Here is a 17759-nt window from a genome sequence, read left to right on the forward strand (position 1 = left end):
TGATGGCAAATAGTGTTTCTAAGAACAGAATAAGCCGAGCAGAGACAGCACTACTGCTCGGTATCAGTCTCCTGTTTTTTGTGTACGGCATGGCGCAGTGGACGAACACTATTACTTATACTCCGCCCCCCTTTGCCTATTTTCTTGCAGGGATTCTCGCCCTGCTTTGGAGTGTGTCGCTCCACCGTCGAACGTAAACTGACTCACCTCTACTGACCATCTCGAAGGTCCGAAGACCGGGCATGAGAACCGTTGTATGACACCTTCACCTATAGTAACAATTGAAACGATACAGGCGGTTAGCGTTCGTTCGCGTCGATGCGTTCCAGCAGCCGCTCAGTTTGCTCGATGAACGCGTCGTCGGTCCTGTCGCGCGGTCTGTCGAGGTCGATCCTGATACGGTCCCGGACCCAACCGGGCGAGCCGTTCAGCACCAGTACCCGGTCGCTCAGCGCGACCGCTTCCTCGATATCGTGGGTGACAAACAGGACGGTCTTGCCCGTCTCCGCCCAGATGTCGAGGAGTTCACCTCGGAGGTGGCGGCGGGTCTGGGCGTCAACGCTCCCGAACGGTTCGTCCATCAGGAGGACCGCAGGATCGACGGCCAGCGCCCGAGCGAGCCCGACACGCTGTTTCATTCCACCTGATAGTTCAGATGGGTAGGCGTCGGCGCGGTCGGAGAGCCCGACGAGGTCGAGCATCTCCGCCACGCGGTCGGCTCGCTCGGACTCGTCGATGTCCTGCTCGACGAGTCCGAACTCGACGTTCTCGCGCACCGTCAGCCACGGGAACAGGTGGTACTCCTGAAAGACCATCGCCCGGTCCGGGCCGGGACCGGTTATCGGGGTCCCGTTCGTGCGCAGTCGACCGCTTGTCGGGGTTTCGAGGCCGCCGATAAGCCGGACGAGGGTCGTCTTGCCACAGCCCGACGGCCCGATGACGGTAACGAACTCCCCGGACTCAACGCGGAGAGACACGTCCGCCAGTGCGGGCGTTGTTTCACCGGCTGCCGTTTTGTAGCGTTTGCTGACGTTCTCGACGACGATTTCCGGTGTCGATGTGGTCAGTTCTTCCGTCATTGCCACGCCAAGAGATAGGTTTCGAGGCGGCGGACGCCCCAGTCGCTGACGAGGAACACGGCGCTGATCGCCAGCATGTAGGCGACGCTGCGCTCCATCGCCAGGTTGTTCGCGCTGGTGATGATCTCGTATCCGACTCCCGGTGCGCCAAACAGCTCCGCCGCGATGACCATCATCCAGCACTGTCCGACGCTCGTTCTCAGTCCGGTCAGGAGTTCGGGGAGCGCGTCCGGGAGGACGACCCGCCGGACCAGCCGTCGGTCGCTGTCCACGCCGAGCGTCTCCGCCACCTCCATCAGCTCCCGTGCGGCGTTCTCGACGCCGCTGTATGCGTTGTAAAACGTGATCCAGAACGCCCCGATGAACACGATGAACGCCGCACCGAGGTGGCCGAGGCCGAACCAGAGGATCGCGAAGACGATCCAGGCCAGCGGTGGAATCGGCCGCAGTACCCGTGTTACCGGCGTGAGAGTGTCATCCAGTCGGCGGCTCCAGCCCATCGACACGCCGAGGACGGCCCCCGCTGAGACGCCCGCGGCTACCCCCGGGACGTAGTGGGCGAGGCTCTGGCCGAGATGGACGAACAGTGCGCCGCTGGCGAGTGCTGTCCAGAGCGCCGTTCCGACTTCGATGGGGCCGGGGAGGAGATACGCGGGGCGCGTACTCGCGGCGAGCCACCAGAGTGCGAGGAACGCGCTCGTTCCGAGCGCGCCCCGTACGAACCGAGCGAGGTCCGCCCGTCGAGTGACCGGATTCCCCCAGGCTCTCTCGGCAAACTCCGCGAAGATCGAAGCGGGGTCGAGCTCGGTAGCCATCCTATTCAGATACGTCCTGATACAGCGAGGGTTCGAGGACAGTATCGGGTTCGACTGGATCCGATAACTGCCCCAGCTCCCGCATCCGCTGGATACACACCGCCGTTCCGTTGCGAATGGCCCTCGGATCGGAAACGTAGTTCGATGCGTCTGACTGGACGGCCCGCGTTGCCACGTCAGTCGACAGTCGGTCCCCGAGCGCCGCGCTCACGGCCGCAGCCGCGTCTTCCGGACGTTCGGTAATGAGTTCGGTCGCACGCACGTGCTGTTCGAGGACACTCCGGGCAACAGCCGGGTTCTCGTCCCAGAGTCGGTCGTGCATGAACATGATGCCACCGGGTGCCCCGTCCATGAACGATCCCGACGTAGTGAGGCGGCTGAACGGGGCGTCCTCCGCTTCGAGGGCGGTCGGAATCGGCTCCATAATGAGTGTCCCGTCGGCGTTTCCGGACAGCAGCGCGCGCCTGACCGGCCCCGCCCCGGCCAGGTTCTCGATTTCGACGGGGTCGGTCCCCACGCCGAGTTCTTCCTCCAGCCAGTGTCGCAACAGCACGTTCGCAACGCTTCCCTTCGGGAACGTGCTGAATTTGAACGGCCGGCCCTCCTGCTCGCGGAACGCCTCGAACGCCTCGGCGCCGCGGTCGTTCCACAGGTCCGCGAACGGCTCCGTCGTGAGTACGACGAAGCCGCCCGTCTGGTTGGCGGCCGTGACCTTCCCGGGAAGTCCCTGGTGTTTCATCCGGATCGCCGGTGTGATTCCAATGAAGGCGATATCTACGTCGCCGTCTGAGTACGCGGAAACAATGTTCAGCCCCTGGTTTGCGAAGTTCGTCGATTCTACGTCCGGGCCGATGTCGTCCAGGTACCCGCGCTCGTTCATCACGAGGTACTGCAGGAACGGAAAGATTGGCTTGTACGCGACCGAGAGCGTTTCGAGCGAGGAGCCACCGAACACTGACGTACAGCCCGAGACGCCGCTCAATGCTGCCCCGCCCGTGAGAGCCAGGAAGCGCCGTCTTGTGGTTGCAGCTCGGTTCCCCGTTTCTTTAGGCTGGCCTAAATCCATCATCGGGAGTCGGATGGCCTCCCAAATAAATCTAGCTCCGAATATGGTTCAGTACCGGGCCACGATGGGGACACCGGGCGGGTTTCAGTACCCACGGCTTCGCTCACCCGCGACAAAGCACTTACAACCGGCTACGGAACCGTCATCTATGGTCCCTTCCCGTCCCGCCCGCGATCAAATACCCGCCCTGTTGCTGGTGCTGGCCGGTCTCGGTAGCGTGTTGTTCGCCGGCGTCCAGATGTACGACCTCTCTCGGACGCAGTACACGTACTCGATTTCCGACCCGGACCGCGAGATCTACCGGTACGGAGAACTCTCGGCGGGCGGACAAGAGTTAGTCCGGACAGCACACAACGCCTCTGGTGAAGTGGCGGTATCCGGCGACGGCCTCGATGCGGCGACGGCGTTTCCCGCGAAGTACGGCCCGACTATCGTCGCATACGAGGGGAGATACTACTGCATCGATGTCGACAGTACCGAGCGCGGCGATGGGGGTACGGTGACCAGCGACAGGGAGTGTGAACGGCTCACGTTCGGAAACGGACCCGCCGTACACGACTTCGGCTCCCTGTCACCGGAAGCCCAGGACGTGGTCGAGCGGACGCTTGAAGCCCCGGACAACGAGGTTTCTATCTCCGGTGAGTCGCCGCCGGAGTTCGAGAGCGGTGCCGATGCACCCTCACTCAACAACGGCATCTACCTGATCCAGTACCAGGGCGAGTACTATCGACTCAATGTCTTCAGCAGGGGCGGCTTGGGCGTCGCACTCCTGTTTCAGCTGCTGTTTTTCGGCGGCTTCCTCGGACTGTGTCTCGCTGTCGTGGGCGCAGTCAGCTACACCCGCCGGCAGGTGTGGCTCCCAACCATCCTGCTGGTCGGCTTGGCGCTGGTTCTCGGGCTGTTCGCTTCCCGAAACGCCGACCTGCTGCCCCTGGAGTTTGTCCTGTTCAACCTCGGTATTGGTTTCGTCGTCATCACCGGTGGGGCCGTGATCGTCTGGTTGCTATACACCCGCTTGCGGTAATCCATTTGCGAACGGTGATTCCATCGCGGTTTCCGAACAACTTTTCCTGATTAGTATCGGTACTGGGGTATGGACCGTCGTACTGCGAGGGTACTAAACGGCGTGCTAGCGCTGTGTTGTCTCACGCTCATTGTCGCCGCAGTGTACCCGTTCACCACCGCGAGCCCGCACTCGGCAAACCCGTCGGACAGCCGGTTTACAGTGCCGGAGTCCGACGAATACCGGACGACGGGAGCGATCGTAGTGGACGGAGAGACAGCGTTCGGATTCGAGGGCGCTGTGGCCGCTGACGGTGGGCGCTACCAGTTCGTGGACGAAGGTGACGTGCGCACCGAACAGTACCAGGCGTCGGCGGACAGCCCGGTGTACAGTCGGATTGTCGTCGAAGATGACGGTCGTATCGCCCACCGTCGACAGCAGATCCAGAGCGACACCGACCACGAACTCCTTCGAGAGAACCGGAGTGAGGGGACCGTCACGTTCATCGTCAAGGGGGGCGCTGAGGATATCGCGGACGATGTCGCCGGCACGGCATCGGTGGTCGTCAGGAGTTTGTACGTTACCGGCTACGAACGCACAGCATCCGAACAATCCGGAACGGTCGTCTATGAACCGAAAGACGGGTGGTACGAGGGTGCAGAGCCGTATCGGGTAACGGCGGCTACGGGCGAAGTGCGGACGGCCTCGAACACGACCGCCGTTCGCTCGGCGACAGTCACGTGGGACCAGACGATTCCCGCGGGAACGTACGCGGAGTTCGCCATGGTCAGACTGACGAGCGACGCCCCGCGGTCGTACGACCTCGCCTTCGAGTTCGATCCCGGCGAGACGACAGTACAGGAGCCCGCCTGGGTCCCCGACACGGGAACCGAATCGTAACACGACAGACTGGTGAACGGGTCTTGGCTCCAGGATTGGATCGTATCAGTCTAGATGGAACTGGCACAGGTCATATATTCAGTAGCGACTGCTGTCTGCGAAATCTTTTTACCAGATATAGATGAATATTATATTCAATTATGTCAAATAGATCTGGAAACCACGACGGGTCCGCGGAGTCACGCAGCGAGACACGGACCATAGACCGGCGGACGTTGCTCGCGTCGGGGTCTGCCATCGTCGGTAGTACGATGCTAGCGGGCTGTAGCGGTGACGGTGGCGGAGGCGACGGCGGGGATACTGACAGTAGCGATGGCGGCGATAGCGACGGCGGCGGCAGCGAAACGACGAACATCGCAATCGTATCGAGCCCGGCGGGGTTCGACGACAACGCGTTCAACGACCTCGCGCTGGAGGGGCTCCAGACAGCCGCCGAGGAGTACGATATCTCCATTAATCAGGTCGAAGAGACCGAGCAGTCCCAGTACCAGTCCGTCCAGGCCGAACTCGCACAGAGCGGCGACTACGACCTCATCGTGCTGGTGTCGTACAACCACACGGAGGCGCTGTCCCAGAACGCGCCGGAGTACGACGACCAGTACTGGATGCTCATCAATGACCACGTCGACGAGCCGAACGTGGCGGGGTACACCTGGGCGAACCACCAGATGTCCTACCTTGCGGGCGTGCTCGCAGGGACGATGACCACGGAGGAACTGTCCCACGACGACAGTTCGACGACGCCGGACAGCGCTCAGGTCGGGTTCGTCGGCGGCGTCGACGGGTCGCTCATCAACGCGTTCGAGCGGTCCTACGTCGCCGGCGCGGAGTGGGTCAACGAAAACGTCGACGTAAACGTCGGGTACATCGGCAACTACACCGACACCGACACCGCGGCCGACATCGCCAGTTCGCAGTACAACGACGGTGCGGACATCGTCTATCACGCCGCGGCCGCTGCTGGCCGGGGCGTGTTCGAGGCCGCACAGGAGAACGGCCGCTTCGCTATCGGCGTCGACGCCGACCAGTCACAGACGCTCCCGGACTTCCAGGACGTGATTCTCGGCTCGGCGGTCAAGTATATCAACGAGGGGACCCGCGAGGTGGCCATCGGCGTCGCCGAGGACAACTGGTCGGAAGTCTCGGGCGCGAACACGCTGGGCCTCGAAGACGAGGCCGTCGACTGTGTCATCGGGCAGGCCTTCCAAGACCAACTGCCGGACGCCGTCGACCAGAACATCTCAGAGGCCAAGCAGGCTATCATCGACGGCGATATCGAGGTGCCCTGTACCGCCGCCGGCTGTAACTAATCACCCCTTCTCCCATCCGATGGCAACTCATTATCACCATGGCAGAGAGTGAGCAGGACGACGACCAGACGGTGCCGGATGTCCGACTGCGCGGGATAACCAAGCGGTTCGGCGATGTCGTTGCCAACGACGGCGTCGACCTCACGCTCGAAAAGGGATCTGTCCACGCGCTGCTCGGGGAGAACGGGTCGGGCAAGACGACGCTGATGAGCGTCCTCTACGGCCTGTACGATCAGGACGACGGCGACATCTTCGTCCGCGGGGACCGCCAGGCGTTCGACTCGCCCCGGGACGCCATGGACGCCGGCATCGGCATGATACACCAGCATTTCCAGTTGGTGGAGCCGATGACCGTCCTCCAGAACATCGTCCTCGGCCACGAACCGACCGAGCGCGGGCTGGTCGACATCGAAAGTGCCCGCGCGGATGTCGAAGCGATAACCGAGCGTTACGGGTTCGACATCGACGAGTATCTCGACGTGCCCGTCCGGGACCTCGACGTGGGCGTTCAGCAGCGCGTCGAAATCGTCAAGAGCCTTTATCGGGGCGCTGAGATCCTGGTTCTGGACGAGCCCACGGCCGTCCTCACGCCCCAGGAAGTCGAGGGGCTGTTCGACGTGATGGCTGAACTGACGGCCTCGGGCCACTCGCTCATCTTCATCACGCACAAGCTCGACGAGGCGCTGACTGCCGCCGACGACATTACCGTGTTGCGCGATGGCGAGGTCGCCGGGACCGTCGACGCCGCCAACGCCACCGAACAGGAACTAGCCCGGCTGATGGTCGGCCGCGAGATAGATTTCGACCGGAAGCCACGCGAGACCGCCATCGGCGACTCCGTCCTCGAAGTCACGGACCTGCATGTCAGCGGCGACCGGGGGCTCAAACAAGTCCGCGGCGTCGACTTTGCCGTCCGCGAGGGCGAGATACTGGGGATTGCGGGCGTCCAGGGCAACGGCCAGACAGAACTGGTCGAGGCGCTGACCGGGCTTCGACCGGTCGAGTCGGGTACCGTCAGATTCGACGACGAGGACATCACTGGGACGAGTCGCCGGGACCGCATCGAGAAGGGAATCGCCTACATCCCGGAGGATCGTCAGGAGGAGGGCATCGTGATGGACTACGACCTGATACGGAACTCACTTTTGGGCTTCCAGACGACTGAACCGTACGTCGAACGGGGCGTCATTGACTGGGCCGCCGTCCGGGACCACGCCGAGGGCATCGTCGAGGAGTACGACGTACAACCGCCGGATGCGACGACGGAGGCAGCGTCGCTGTCGGGCGGCAACCAGCAGAAGTTCGTCGTCGGCAGAGAGATAGAACACGAGCCGACGGTGATGGTCGCCTCCCACCCCACGCGGGGCGTGGATATCGGGTCGATAGAGTTCATCCACGACCGCCTGCTGGAACTGCGAGACGCCGGTCTCGCGGTGGCGTTCGTCTCCTCGAAGCTAGAAGAGATTCAGACGCTCTCGGACCGTATCGCCGTCATGTACGAGGGGGAGTTCGTCGATATCGTCGACCCCGAGGCCGTCACCGAGGAGGACATAGGCCTGCTGATGACAGGGGCTGCCCTCGACGGGTCGGCGGACCGACCGGCTGCCAAGGACGGTTGGAGCGACGGCGGGAGGCCGGCCAGTGACCGGGGTGATGAGTCGTGAGCGGTGCCGGCTCGAATCGGGCTCGCGCTCTTTTAGATCGGATCGCTGACCAGATGTTGAACGCCTCAGTCGGTGAACGCATCGCCATCGCGGCCGCGTCAACGACGCTGGCGATACTGATCGGCCTGCTGGTCGTCGCATTTGCGGGCTACGACCCGGCGCAGTTCCTCGGAAACGTCGTCGTCGGAGCGTTCGGAGACGCGAACGCGCTCGCACGGACGCTGAAGTTCACGACGCTGTTCATCCTGACGGGGGTCGCCGTCGCCATCGCGTTCCGGGCGGGCGTGTTCAACATCGGCGTCCAGGGCCAGTTCGTCGTCGGCGGATTTGCGACCGTCGTCGCCATTCTCCAGCTAGCGCCGTTTCTCCCGACGGGGGCCACCGGCGGCGTGTTGCTGATGCTCCTCGGGACCGTTGCGGGCGTCATCGCGGGCGGCGCATACGGCGCACTTCCGGGAATTTTGAAGGCCTACGGCGACGCCAACGAGATCGTCACGACCATCATGCTGAACTTCATCGCGACCGGCGTCGTCGGCTATCTCGTCGACGGGCCGTTCCGCGGCGAGGGCAACCGTGCGCCCAACACAGCACGAATACCCGAGTACGTCTCGCTCCCGCGAGTCGTCTTCGACGTGCCCGACTTCTCGGTCGTCGGCCTCGCGGTGACGCTTGCAGTCGTGGTCGGCATCGCGTGGGTGCTGGCACGAACGCGGTTTGGATACGATATGGTGACCAGCGGTCATCAGGTAGCCGCCGCGGCGTTCTCGGGGGTGAACGCCAAGCGGACCGTCGTCGCGACGATGACCCTCTCCGGGATGGTCGCCGGCGTCGCGGGCGCACTCTTTGCCATCATGATACAAGGCTACTACAGCGACCCCGCCGGTATCGGGACGTACGGGTTCGATGCCATCGCAGTGAGCTTGCTCGCAGCTAACAACCCACTCGGTGTCGTGCCCGCGGGCTTTCTCTTCGGCGCACTCGATTCGGCCGGGAGCCACATCCGGATCAACAGCGACGTGCCGGTCCAGCTGATCGACGGCATCATCGGTCTCGTCGTCCTGTTTGTCGCCGTGCCGGAACTGTTCCGCATGGCCGCCGAACGCACGGGGCTGGGTGGTGAGAACTGATGGATCTCAGTGACCGCGGGACGCAACTACGGCTCGGAGCGGCAGTCGGGACAGTCCTGCTGGTGCTCGCAATCGCACTCGCGCGTGGCTGGCCGCTTGCGGATATCGTGACTGTCGGCTTCGTCGAACGGACGCTCCAGGCGGCGACGCCAATTGCGCTGGCGTCTATCGGCGGCCTCTATGCCGAGAAAAGCGGCGTGTTCAACATCGGCCTCGAAGGGTTCATGATATTCGGGGCGGCCAACACCGGCGCACTCGTGTGGATTATCGGCGGTGAGTCACCAACCCAGGCGGACCTGTGGGTAGCGATGGGACTCGCCGTCGCGCTCAGCATCGCCTACACGGTGCTGTTTGCCGTTTTGCTCATCCGGTACAAGGCCAATCAGATCGTTGCGGGGCTGGCCGTCTGGTTCATCGGGCTTGGGTTCGGCCCGTTCACGGCTGTCCTCGTCTGGGGGAACCGCAACAGTCCAGGACTGGTGAGTATGACCGACGTGACCGTGCCGGGCCTCGCCGAGATACCGGTCGTCGGCCCGGTCCTGTTCGACACGTCGCCGCTCGTGTTGCTCACGATACTCGTCGCGGTCGCGGCCTGGGTGTTCCTGTATCGGACCCGCTACGGCTACTGGCTACAGGCTGCCGGCGAGAACCCGGAAGCGCTGGACACCGCGGGTGTCAATGTCAACCGCGTCCGGTACGCAGCGGTGATTTTCTCGGGCGCGATGGCCGGGCTTGCCGGTGCCGTGTTGCTCGCTCACGCGGGGTCGTTCACGGGGACCGGCCAGACGATGGTCAACGGCCGCGGCTGGATCGGCATCGTCGCCTATCTGTTCGGGAACTACAACCCCCTCGGAGCGGCCGCCGCTGCGCTGCTTTTCGGCGGTCTCGATATGCTTCAGATTCAGTTCCAGACTGTCGGGATTCAGTTCCCGAACCGGCTCGTCAATCTGTTCCCCTATGCCGCTGTCGTCGTCGTGCTTACGGTCTGGAGTTCAACGCGGATGCCGTCGGCGCTGGGCGAGCCATACGAGAGTGAAGACTAAGCGGTGCAGAGACCGGGCGGTGCGGGACGTGGGGTCGAGTCCCACAGCTACAGTAACTCCCTCGACGGCCTGAAAGTACCACGTCTGACGTGTGTATGGCCGGTTTTATTTCCGTCGGTGCGAACGTTCCGGTAGCATGGCAACCTACGACGCGTTTGACCAGAACGTCGAAATCAACGGGCAAACAGTCCTCACGATAGTCGAGGAGGCGATGGGGACGTTCTCAGACGAGTACCGTGACCGGGCGCTGGCGGCTCTCGCTGCGGAGGGGATCACCGACCCAACGGCCGACGAGTGGTATCCCCAACATGCCTGGCTGAACGCGTTCGAAACGATTGCCGAGGACCTGCAACCGCACGTCCTCGACCGGCTCGGCGAACAGATACCACGCGTCGCCGACTGGCCGAACGACTTTGATACTGTCCCGGAAGGCCTCCGGTCTATTGACGAGGCCTACCAGCGCAATCACCGAGGTGGGGAAATCGGTCACTACCGGTTCGAATCCGTCGGCGAACAGACTGGCGAGGTGACCTGCGAGAATCCCTATCCGTGCCCGTTCGACCGCGGCCTCATCCGCGGTGTCGCCCAGCAATACGCTCCGGTCGACGCGTTCGTCTTCATCGAAGAAACGGGCGAGACATGTCGCCGTAACGGGGCCGATACGTGTGTTTACACCGTGTACTGGTAGGCCAGCACGGCATGGTACTGGGGCGAGACTACCGCTCGTAATTCTCAAGCGCTTCACGGAGTTCCCCGGCGGAGTACTCCGACGTGAGTTGGACGATCTCTTGTAGGTCTTCGTACGTCTCACGGAGGTTCCGAACACGCTCTTGCTCACGGGCATCAGCCGGCAGCTGCTCTTCCGCTCGGCGAACCGTTCGGAGCGTCGTCTGTATTTCTCGCTGTATGTACTGCTGGAACACGTCCTGTAAGATGAACCAGACCTCGCGTTCGGCCTCGAACCGGACTCGCCTGCCACCCCCCTCCGACGACCGGCGATGAATGAGACCGATACGTGACAGCGTCCGCGTGACGTTGCTGACCGTTGATTTCGCGTATCCCGTTTCCTCGACGAGTTCAGGGATAGAGAGCGGGGCCGCGGCGAAGTACAGTACGCCGTAGATGCGGCCGGCGCTTCGGCTGAGCCCGTACACTTCGGCTGATTGCTCCAGCGATTCGATGATGCGTTCGCGTGCGACCGCACTGTCATCATCACTCATGTGTCCGAGATGTGGTCCCTGTTTGCCGCGTGCCCTGCTGGGTCATATCTTCGTCTATACGTTTCGTAAGTATTAAATCGTTTGATTGGTTTGTTCGGAATGAGCCGAACAAACGACACCGCTCGGTCACACCCTCCACACAACCCATGGCAAGTGTCTTTCCTCACCACCCGCCGGTCGATTACGCGCCTCGACAGCAGACGGATATCGTAGTCGATGGAACCGAACCGACTGACGTGCTTCAGAGCCTCTCCTCGGAGGCCGCCCAGGAAATACTGGGTGCGCTCAGCGACGAACCGCAAACCGCATCGGATATCGCCGACTCCGTCGACCGGTCACTCCAGAGCGTGTCCTATCACCTCGACCGTCTCTGCAAGGCTGACCTCATCGAGCCCGCTGAGACCTGGTACTCCGAAAAAGGGACGGAAATGACCGTGTACGCCCTCGCAACGAAACGCCTCGTCGTGGAGTTCGGTGACACCGCTGACCAGTCCATCTGATGGCACAGGCTGTGACGAGCGTCGCCTGGAGCGGGTCCTTTCAGCCAGATTGGGCTACTTCGGCTCCGCTGCCGAAGCGGAGACAAACAGACCTATTCGAATCCCGGGTGTACGCCGAATATGGACGAGAATCCGGGCATGGAACAGTCGACCGCCGCGGTGCTGGACCGAGTGTCGAAGGCCCTCGGTGCCGATGCCCAGGATGTGACGGAGCTCGACGGCGGGCAAGTGGGGTCGGTTTACCGTGTCTCGTTCAACGATCAACAGGACGTAGCCGTGAAAGTCGACGACTCGCCGCTCGGTATCGAAGCGGGGATGTTGCAGTACCTCGACCGTGAGACTCGACTCCCCGTTCCGGCAGTGCTACACATCGAACAGGACCTACTCGTGCTGCCGTTCATCCGCGGCGACGAGCAGTTCGACGAGCGGGCCGAACGCGACCTGGCGCGCCACGTCGCGGCACTCCACGATATCTCGGCACCCGCGTTCGGCTTCCCGTTCGATACTCTCTCGGGGCCGTACAGCCAATCGAACCCGTGGACGGATTCGTGGGTCGAGTTCTTCCGCGAGCGTCGACTGCTGCCGTTCGCGAGAGCTGCGCGGGACGAGGGGAGTCTCCCCGAAACCGAGTTCGACCGAGTACGGACACTGGCGGACACGCTTGACGAGCGGCTCGTCGAACCGGACTCGCCGTCGCTACTGCACGGCGACATTCACCCCGGAAACGTCATCGTGTCAGATGGGACCGTCCAAGCGGTGCTCGACCCCGCGATTTACTTCGGTCATGATGAAGTCGACCTGGCATACCTGGAACTCTCGGAATCCATCAGTGACGCCTTCTACGACGAGTACCGCCGGCATCGCGATATCTCGGACAGCTACTTCGCGGAGCGGCGCGACGTATATACTGCCTTTCACGCCCTGGAGAACGTCCGGTTTTTCGGCGACGATGTGGGTCCGCGCCTCGACCGGGCGCTAGACCGGCTCGGACTGTGAAGATGTCCGTCCGTATCCGTGTCAGTCAGTGAGTGAGATGTTCTGCCGGAGATCGTCTTCGACTGCTTCCAGCGTCCGGCCCTTGTCTCGGGGACGAAACGATGGACGAACACCAGTCCGACGAGACTGCAGAGACCGAACAGCCAGAACGTCGCAGATGTGCCGCCCCCAATTCGGACCGTCGGAGTGGTACCGGGCAGTGTCGGTTGCTCGGTTATTCGTCGACCCCGTCGGTGATAATCGTCGCAAGCTGATCGCGGTCGAACAGTTCCGCTTCGGTGAACTCCTCTGGGAAGTACCGCTTCGCGTACCGCTCAATCATGAAGAGATTGTGCAGCGGGCCGGTGTAGATCGGCCCGCCGCGAAACACCCGTTCATTCTGAACTGCCGTCAGCTGGCTCCCCACTTCGTGGTCTTTCATGTACGCGAGGACGGATTTTTCGAACTCCTCGCGGGATTTCCCTTCGCGGTGATAGCGAAGCAGGAGTGAGTCCGGGTCGATCTCCAACAGCGTCTCATAGTCAAGCGACTCGGACCCGGAGTAGCCCTCGATTCCGGTGTCAGAGAACGCGTCGGAGATACCGAGGGTGTGGAAGTGCTCCTTGTTGGCCCCGTTCCCGCTGATGCGATACGGCGTGAACTCCTCCGGTTCCTCGCCGGCGAACATGAGCGCAGCGTTCGGTCGCTCATCCGGTGCCGGGAGACGGGACTGGACCGTCTCGACCATCTCGTCGTGGATCGAGCGGATCGCCTCGAAGCGGGCCTGTTCCTGCACCACTTCGGCCACCTTCTCGAAGGCTTCGTACAGGCTGTAGTATCGGTAGTCGTGCCAGTCGTCGGTCCGTCGGAAGATGAGGTTGCCGAAAAACGGCGCGACGTTTTCCCGGACTTCCGTGAGGTCCGACTGGTCCCACGCGCCGAGCCAGTCTATGAGTGCGTGTGGGTCAATGAGATGCAAGTCGGCGTCCATCTCGTAGAACGGCTCCTTCGAGACGCCGTCGTTCCAGAGCTGTGTGAGGTCGTCGAGGTCGATGGACACCCCATCGAGTTCCTCGTAGTGCAGCGTCTTGTACCGGCCGCGGTACCAGATCGACTGCACCGCGTCGCCGTGACCGAGCGCGACAAGCATGTCGATGTAATCAGCGGTGAACGGGGCGATTGTCTCGGGCACGGTGTCGAACTCGACAGTCCCGACCGGTTCCATCGTTACCGAATACGAGCCGTCAGAAGTCACAGCCTCGGTGTCAGTGGCGCTGGCCTCGGTGTCGGAATCAGCTTCGGTAGCGTCGGTTGTCTGGGACTGTTGACCGCTCTCGCCCGCACACCCAGCGAGCAAGCCACCACTGACGAGTGTTCCGGTGCCTTTCACGACTTCTCTCCGCGTCGGCCACTCGAACGTCTTCGTCTCCGGGTCGCTCATTCGAAATCACCCGTGACGATGTCGGCGACCCGCTGCCGGTCGAAGAGTTCCGTGTCGGCAGTCACCTCACCGAAGATGTCGGGATAGAGCTGTTTGGCCGCCCGTTCGGTCAAAAACAGGTTGTGGATCGGTCCCTGCCGGAGGTAGCCACCGCGGTAGACGCGTCCGTTCTGTACCGCAGTCAGTTGGCTGCCGACAGTGTGGTCCCGCATGAACTGCAGGACGGTCTCGCGGAACTCGGCCGCTGACTTCCGCTCGTGGCCGCGAACGAGAATAACGTCCGGATCGACTTCCAGAAGCGTCTCGTAGTCGTACTCGCCGCGGTTGGTCGTACTGAGGTTCTCGATATCGGTCCCGGCGAGCGCGTCAGTAACGCCGAGATCGCGCCATTGCTTCTTGCTCGTCCCGTTGTCGTTGAGTCGATAGGGGGAGAACGACTCCGGTTCGTCGGTCCCCTCGAAGGTCAGAAGGACGTTCGGGCGCTCCTCGGCCGGCGGGAGCTGACCCTGTAGCTCCGCGATGTAGTCGTCATGTAGCTGTTTGAACGCCTCGTATCGCTCCCGTTCTCGGAAGACTTCCGCGACTTTTTCGAAGGCCTGATACAGCGTGTAGTACCGGTAGTCGTGCCACTCGTCGGAGCGACGGAAGATCAGATTCCCGAGGAACGGGGCGACGTTCCCGGCGATTTCAGCTACGTCCGACTGAGACCAGTCGAACCAGTTGATGAGCATCTGTGGGTCATAGAGGTGCACGTCACCGTCGAGTTCGTAGAACTCCTCTTTCGTTCGGACCTCCGGATTGGCCTCTATCGTCTCCTGATCGACGGTAACACCGGGGAGGTCGTCGTAGACGGACGTGTAGTAGCGGTCCCCACCCCCGATACCTGCGAGGCCGTCGGCCTGCCCGAGAGCCACGCCTATATCGGCGTAGCCGCCGCTGTAGGGAATCCATCGCTCGGGACCCGTCTGGAACGTAACCTCGCCCACCGGTTCCATCGTGACGGAGTACGATTCATCCTCGGTCGCCGATGGGGTCCCGGTTGTCGTCTCTGACTCGGTTGCGGTGGCGTCCGTGGCGGAATTGCTCGAACACCCGGCGAGCAAACTGCCGGCGACGATTGCCCCGCCGCCCGTGATGTAGTCTCTGCGTGTCGGTAGGCTCTCCGCCGTCCCGTTGGTGTCGTTCATGCGTTCGCTCCGTTGATGATCTCCGCAAGCCGCTGTCGGTCGAATAGCTGTTCGTCGTTGGGAATCTCCGGTAACGGCTCGCCGTCGACGTAGCCCGGCCACTTGCCGAACTGCTCGGGATACAGCTGCTTTGCGGTCATCTCCAGGCCGAACAGCGTCATGATGGGACCCTGGTGCCAGGCAGCACCGGATGCGAACACGCGGTCGTTCTGCACCGCAGTAAGCTTCTGCCCGACAGGATGGTTCGAAATGGTCTCGCGTATCTCGGCGACGTTTTGATACGATGTCGTTCCGGACATCACGAGCAGAACGTCGGGATCTGCTTCGGCAAGTCCCTCGTAATCCATGTCACCGATGGCGTTCTCCCAGTTCAGCCCAGCGAACGCGTCTTTCGGTTGTAGTGGCCAGATGTCGGCCCGCCAGATGCCCGGCTCACTCGTCCGGAAAGTCTGGAACGCTCCATCGAGATGCCAGACCCGTGCCACCGTTGGCCGGTTCTCTTCGGGCGGAAGTCCTGACTTGATCCGGTTCATCAACTCCTCGTGGACGGCCGCGATCTCTTGGTAGCGCTGTTGTTCCTGGAACACCGCGGCAATCTTCTCGGCCATCTCCCAGACGGTGTAATACTCGTAGCCGTCCCGGGTGCCCTCCGGCGGATCGACACGGCGGGTACTGTAGTAGTTCCCGAAGAAGGGCCCCAGATCCTGTGTAATATCCTCGATATCATCGCTGTTCCATCCGTCCTGACCGGCCAGCAATACGGGGTCGATAAAATGGACATCAGCGTCTATCTCGTAGAATATCTCCTTGTCCGTCCCGTTCCCCGGGTTAGGGTCAGTCAACCTTTCCCAGTCGATTGAGACGCCGTCGAGTTGGTGGTAGTAGTTGTTCATCCCGGAACCGAACATCCCCGGCGCGTACAGGGACTGTAACGCGTCTCCGTGTCCGACCGCAATCGCCATATCGGCGTACCACGGGTAGAAGCCCATCGCAGTCTCGGGAACAGAATCGAACTCTACCTCCCCCATCGGACTCATCGTGACCGTATACGACTGTTCAGTAGCGGTCTCCTGAGTTGTTCCGGATTGTGTCGTGCTGTCCGGTGACTGCGATGCCGATTCATCACCTGAACACCCGGCGAGGAGGCTGCCCCCGACAACTGCTCCCCCGTACTTCATGTAATCCCGTCGGGCCAATAGCTCGTACTGCCGGCGTTTGTCTGGAGTCACTATTCAAACACCCCGTTAATTACATCGGCAATTCGTTGGTGGTCGAATAGCTGCTCGCTCCTCTCTTGCAGTGTCTCAATCCCGTTCCATGCGCCAAACCGGTCAGGATAGAACTGCTTCGCCACAACCTCCGTCTGGAGGAGGTTAATGATTGGACCCTGATAGGATGTACCGCCCCGGTAGAGTCGATCATTTTGCACCGCAGTTAGCTGCTTCCCGATGGGATGGGAGCGTAACACGTCCATCCGTTCCTCGAACTCGGCCGTAGAGAGGTCCGAGAAGCCATACGGAAAGACCAGAATATCGGGATCAGCCTCCAGTAGCTGTTCGTAGTCCCAGCGGGCGTGCCTCCCATCTATGTGAGACCTGAATCCGTCGATAACCCCGAGATCTTGATACTGCTTCTTTCCGTTCCCGCGTCCGATGGGATACGCATCCAGCGCCCCCTGTTCGAAGTCCGAGAACGCCGATATGAGCCCAATCTCTGGCCGGTGCTCCTGTGCTGGGAGGGTCGACTGGATGTCGGAAATGAAGTCATCGTGGACGGCTTTAATCGCCTCGTATCTGTCTCGCTCCTGAAAGACATCCGCAATTTTTTCGAAGGCATCGTACAGCGAGTAATACTGATAGTCGTGCCAGTCCTCTCCGTGGCGTCGAATGTAATTCCCGATGATTGGTCCAACATTCGTAGCGATTTCGTCGAACGCTTCGGTCGAGATACTGTCGTGTTTCAGACTGACAAAGTTCGGGTCGAGCAGGTGGACATCCGCATCGACCTCGTAGAACACCTCCTTGTCGAACCGCGTGTCGTAGAGCTGCTGTACGTCGTCGAAAGACACGTCAACCTCTGGGAGACTATCGTAGAACTGGACCGGCCAACTATCTCGATAAACAAGTGCCTGCAGTCTATCGAGTTGGCCCAGCGCGATTCCCATATCACCATACGTGCTATAGTATGCCATCCACGTCTCGGGAACAGAATCGAACTCGACATCGCCGGCCGGTGCCATTGTCACCGTGTAGGATGTGTTTTCCGGAGTCGTCGTCTCGGTTGCAGTCGAGGGGGGCGTTGTATTCGAACCCTCACCGGAACAGCCGCTGAGCAGTCCACCACCGATGACTGCTCCGCCGTATTTCATGTAGTCCCGTCGTGTTGGTGACTCCTGATTCATGTCATTGTTAGACATAATAATTAGGCTG

Annotated in this window: 18 protein-coding genes and 1 pseudogene; 10 read left to right on the forward strand and 9 right to left on the reverse strand. The window is 61.7% G+C overall.

Annotated features, from left to right (window positions below):
• Nucleotides 1-197, forward strand: a 197-nt coding sequence (locus Harman_RS21815; RefSeq protein WP_235007267.1) for a hypothetical protein, incomplete at its 5' end; no start/stop codon positions are given.
• 102 nt (nucleotides 198-299) lie between these two features.
• Here the strand turns inward: Harman_RS21815 and Harman_RS18790 are convergent.
• Genes Harman_RS18790 through Harman_RS18800 form a run of 3 tightly spaced genes read right to left on the reverse strand, consistent with a single transcriptional unit; the run spans nucleotide 300 to nucleotide 2960 of the window.
• Nucleotides 300-1079: an ABC transporter ATP-binding protein gene (locus Harman_RS18790; protein WP_137685237.1), complete on the reverse strand. Its 780-nt coding sequence runs from the start codon at nucleotides 1077-1079 to the stop codon at nucleotides 300-302.
• Nucleotides 1076-1894, reverse strand: coding sequence for an ABC transporter permease (locus Harman_RS18795; protein WP_137685238.1), 819 nt, complete (start codon nucleotides 1892-1894; stop codon nucleotides 1076-1078). Before Harman_RS18795 ends, Harman_RS18790 begins: the two co-directional genes overlap by 4 nt.
• A gap of 1 nt (nucleotide 1895) precedes the next feature.
• Nucleotides 1896-2960 carry an ABC transporter substrate-binding protein gene (locus Harman_RS18800; protein ID WP_137685239.1) on the reverse strand — a complete coding sequence of 355 codons (1065 nt, stop codon included), beginning with the start codon at nucleotides 2958-2960 and terminating at the stop codon, nucleotides 1896-1898.
• Between the two features lie 148 nt (nucleotides 2961-3108).
• On the opposite strand from Harman_RS18800, the gene Harman_RS18805 reads away from it, so the two are divergent.
• The 7 genes from Harman_RS18805 to Harman_RS18835 all read left to right on the forward strand — a co-directional run bounded on the left by Harman_RS18805 (nucleotide 3109) and on the right by Harman_RS18835 (nucleotide 10695).
• Complete coding sequence (locus Harman_RS18805; protein ID WP_137685240.1) at nucleotides 3109-3984, forward strand: hypothetical protein; 876 nt, start codon at nucleotides 3109-3111, stop codon at nucleotides 3982-3984.
• A gap of 69 nt (nucleotides 3985-4053) precedes the next feature.
• The gene (locus Harman_RS18810; RefSeq protein ID WP_137685241.1) at nucleotides 4054-4863 is read left to right on the forward strand and encodes a hypothetical protein; all 810 of its coding nucleotides are present in this window, start codon (nucleotides 4054-4056) and stop codon (nucleotides 4861-4863) included.
• Nucleotides 4864-5078: 215 nt separating this feature from the next.
• The gene (locus tag Harman_RS18815; RefSeq protein ID WP_137685296.1) at nucleotides 5079-6173 is read left to right on the forward strand and encodes a BMP family lipoprotein; all 1095 of its coding nucleotides are present in this window, start codon (nucleotides 5079-5081) and stop codon (nucleotides 6171-6173) included.
• A gap of 38 nt (nucleotides 6174-6211) precedes the next feature.
• Nucleotides 6212-7837, forward strand: a complete 1626-nt coding sequence (locus Harman_RS18820; RefSeq protein WP_137685242.1) for an ABC transporter ATP-binding protein — start codon at nucleotides 6212-6214, stop codon at nucleotides 7835-7837.
• 53 nt (nucleotides 7838-7890) lie between these two features.
• Nucleotides 7891-8964, forward strand: coding sequence for an ABC transporter permease (locus Harman_RS18825; protein WP_137685243.1), 1074 nt, complete (start codon nucleotides 7891-7893; stop codon nucleotides 8962-8964).
• A complete protein-coding gene (locus Harman_RS18830; protein WP_137685244.1) occupies nucleotides 8964-10007 on the forward strand; it encodes an ABC transporter permease in 1044 nt (347 codons plus the stop codon). The genes Harman_RS18825 and Harman_RS18830 overlap by 1 nt, the downstream gene beginning before the upstream one ends.
• Nucleotides 10008-10143: 136 nt before the next feature.
• The gene (locus tag Harman_RS18835; RefSeq protein ID WP_137685245.1) at nucleotides 10144-10695 is read left to right on the forward strand and encodes a hypothetical protein; all 552 of its coding nucleotides are present in this window, start codon (nucleotides 10144-10146) and stop codon (nucleotides 10693-10695) included.
• A 28-nt stretch (nucleotides 10696-10723) separates the two neighbouring features.
• Here Harman_RS18835 and Harman_RS18840 read toward each other — a convergent pair whose 3' ends face one another.
• Nucleotides 10724-11227: a GbsR/MarR family transcriptional regulator gene (locus Harman_RS18840; protein ID WP_137685246.1), complete on the reverse strand. Its 504-nt coding sequence runs from the start codon at nucleotides 11225-11227 to the stop codon at nucleotides 10724-10726.
• Nucleotides 11228-11373: 146 nt separating this feature from the next.
• Here Harman_RS18840 and Harman_RS18845 point away from each other — a divergent pair, with 146 nt between their 5' ends.
• Nucleotides 11374-11727, forward strand: coding sequence for an ArsR/SmtB family transcription factor (locus tag Harman_RS18845; protein ID WP_137685247.1), 354 nt, complete (start codon nucleotides 11374-11376; stop codon nucleotides 11725-11727).
• Between the two features lie 120 nt (nucleotides 11728-11847).
• Complete coding sequence (locus tag Harman_RS18850) at nucleotides 11848-12723, forward strand: fructosamine kinase family protein (protein ID WP_137685248.1); 876 nt, start codon at nucleotides 11848-11850, stop codon at nucleotides 12721-12723.
• Between the two features lie 21 nt (nucleotides 12724-12744).
• On the opposite strand, the pseudogene Harman_RS22170 reads toward Harman_RS18850, so the two are convergent.
• The 5 genes and pseudogenes from Harman_RS22170 to Harman_RS18875 form a co-directional block, all read right to left on the reverse strand.
• Nucleotides 12745-12893 (reverse strand): annotated as a pseudogene (locus Harman_RS22170) (MFS transporter); the annotation flags it as partial.
• A 44-nt stretch (nucleotides 12894-12937) separates the two neighbouring features.
• Complete coding sequence (locus tag Harman_RS18860) at nucleotides 12938-14143, reverse strand: ABC transporter substrate-binding protein (RefSeq protein WP_137685249.1); 1206 nt, start codon at nucleotides 14141-14143, stop codon at nucleotides 12938-12940.
• On the reverse strand, nucleotides 14140-15330 hold the full coding sequence (locus Harman_RS18865) for an ABC transporter substrate-binding protein (RefSeq protein WP_137685250.1): 1191 nt from the start codon (nucleotides 15328-15330) through the stop codon (nucleotides 14140-14142). The genes Harman_RS18860 and Harman_RS18865 overlap by 4 nt, the downstream gene beginning before the upstream one ends.
• Nucleotides 15327-16559 (reverse strand): ABC transporter substrate-binding protein, encoded by a 1233-nt coding sequence (locus Harman_RS18870; RefSeq protein WP_235007268.1) that lies wholly within the window; start codon nucleotides 16557-16559, stop codon nucleotides 15327-15329. Before Harman_RS18870 ends, Harman_RS18865 begins: the two co-directional genes overlap by 4 nt.
• Entirely contained in the window at nucleotides 16559-17746 is a 1188-nt protein-coding gene (locus Harman_RS18875; RefSeq protein ID WP_200831001.1) for an ABC transporter substrate-binding protein, read from the reverse strand. Before Harman_RS18875 ends, Harman_RS18870 begins: the two co-directional genes overlap by 1 nt.
• Nucleotides 17747-17759 lie beyond the last annotated feature (13 nt).

Origin of the sequence: Haloarcula mannanilytica (genome assembly GCF_005406125.1) — an archaeon.
In the GTDB taxonomy this organism is placed as follows: domain Archaea; phylum Halobacteriota; class Halobacteria; order Halobacteriales; family Haloarculaceae; genus Haloarcula; species Haloarcula mannanilytica.

Excerpts from the sequence above, each read along its gene's own strand:
- Harman_RS18860 (WP_137685249.1), bottom strand. The coding sequence starts at position 14,143 with ATGAGCGACCCGGAGACGAAGACGTTCGAGTGGCCGACGCGGAGAGAA.
- Harman_RS18835 (WP_137685245.1), top strand. The coding sequence starts at position 10,144 with ATGGCAACCTACGACGCGTTTGACCAGAACGTCGAAATCAACGGGCAA.
- Harman_RS18850 (WP_137685248.1), top strand. The coding sequence starts at position 11,848 with ATGGACGAGAATCCGGGCATGGAACAGTCGACCGCCGCGGTGCTGGAC.
- Harman_RS18805 (WP_137685240.1), top strand. The coding sequence starts at position 3,109 with ATGGTCCCTTCCCGTCCCGCCCGCGATCAAATACCCGCCCTGTTGCTG.
- Harman_RS18795 (WP_137685238.1), bottom strand. The coding sequence starts at position 1,894 with ATGGCTACCGAGCTCGACCCCGCTTCGATCTTCGCGGAGTTTGCCGAG.
- Harman_RS18840 (WP_137685246.1), bottom strand. The coding sequence starts at position 11,227 with ATGAGTGATGATGACAGTGCGGTCGCACGCGAACGCATCATCGAATCG.
- Harman_RS18830 (WP_137685244.1), top strand. The coding sequence starts at position 8,964 with ATGGATCTCAGTGACCGCGGGACGCAACTACGGCTCGGAGCGGCAGTC.
- Harman_RS18825 (WP_137685243.1), top strand. The coding sequence starts at position 7,891 with ATGTTGAACGCCTCAGTCGGTGAACGCATCGCCATCGCGGCCGCGTCA.
- Harman_RS18810 (WP_137685241.1), top strand. The coding sequence starts at position 4,054 with ATGGACCGTCGTACTGCGAGGGTACTAAACGGCGTGCTAGCGCTGTGT.
- Harman_RS18875 (WP_200831001.1), bottom strand. The coding sequence starts at position 17,746 with ATGTCTAACAATGACATGAATCAGGAGTCACCAACACGACGGGACTAC.
- Harman_RS18845 (WP_137685247.1), top strand. The coding sequence starts at position 11,374 with ATGGCAAGTGTCTTTCCTCACCACCCGCCGGTCGATTACGCGCCTCGA.
- Harman_RS18790 (WP_137685237.1), bottom strand. The coding sequence starts at position 1,079 with ATGACGGAAGAACTGACCACATCGACACCGGAAATCGTCGTCGAGAAC.
- Harman_RS18820 (WP_137685242.1), top strand. The coding sequence starts at position 6,212 with ATGGCAGAGAGTGAGCAGGACGACGACCAGACGGTGCCGGATGTCCGA.
- Harman_RS18800 (WP_137685239.1), bottom strand. The coding sequence starts at position 2,960 with ATGGATTTAGGCCAGCCTAAAGAAACGGGGAACCGAGCTGCAACCACA.
- Harman_RS18865 (WP_137685250.1), bottom strand. The coding sequence starts at position 15,330 with ATGAACGACACCAACGGGACGGCGGAGAGCCTACCGACACGCAGAGAC.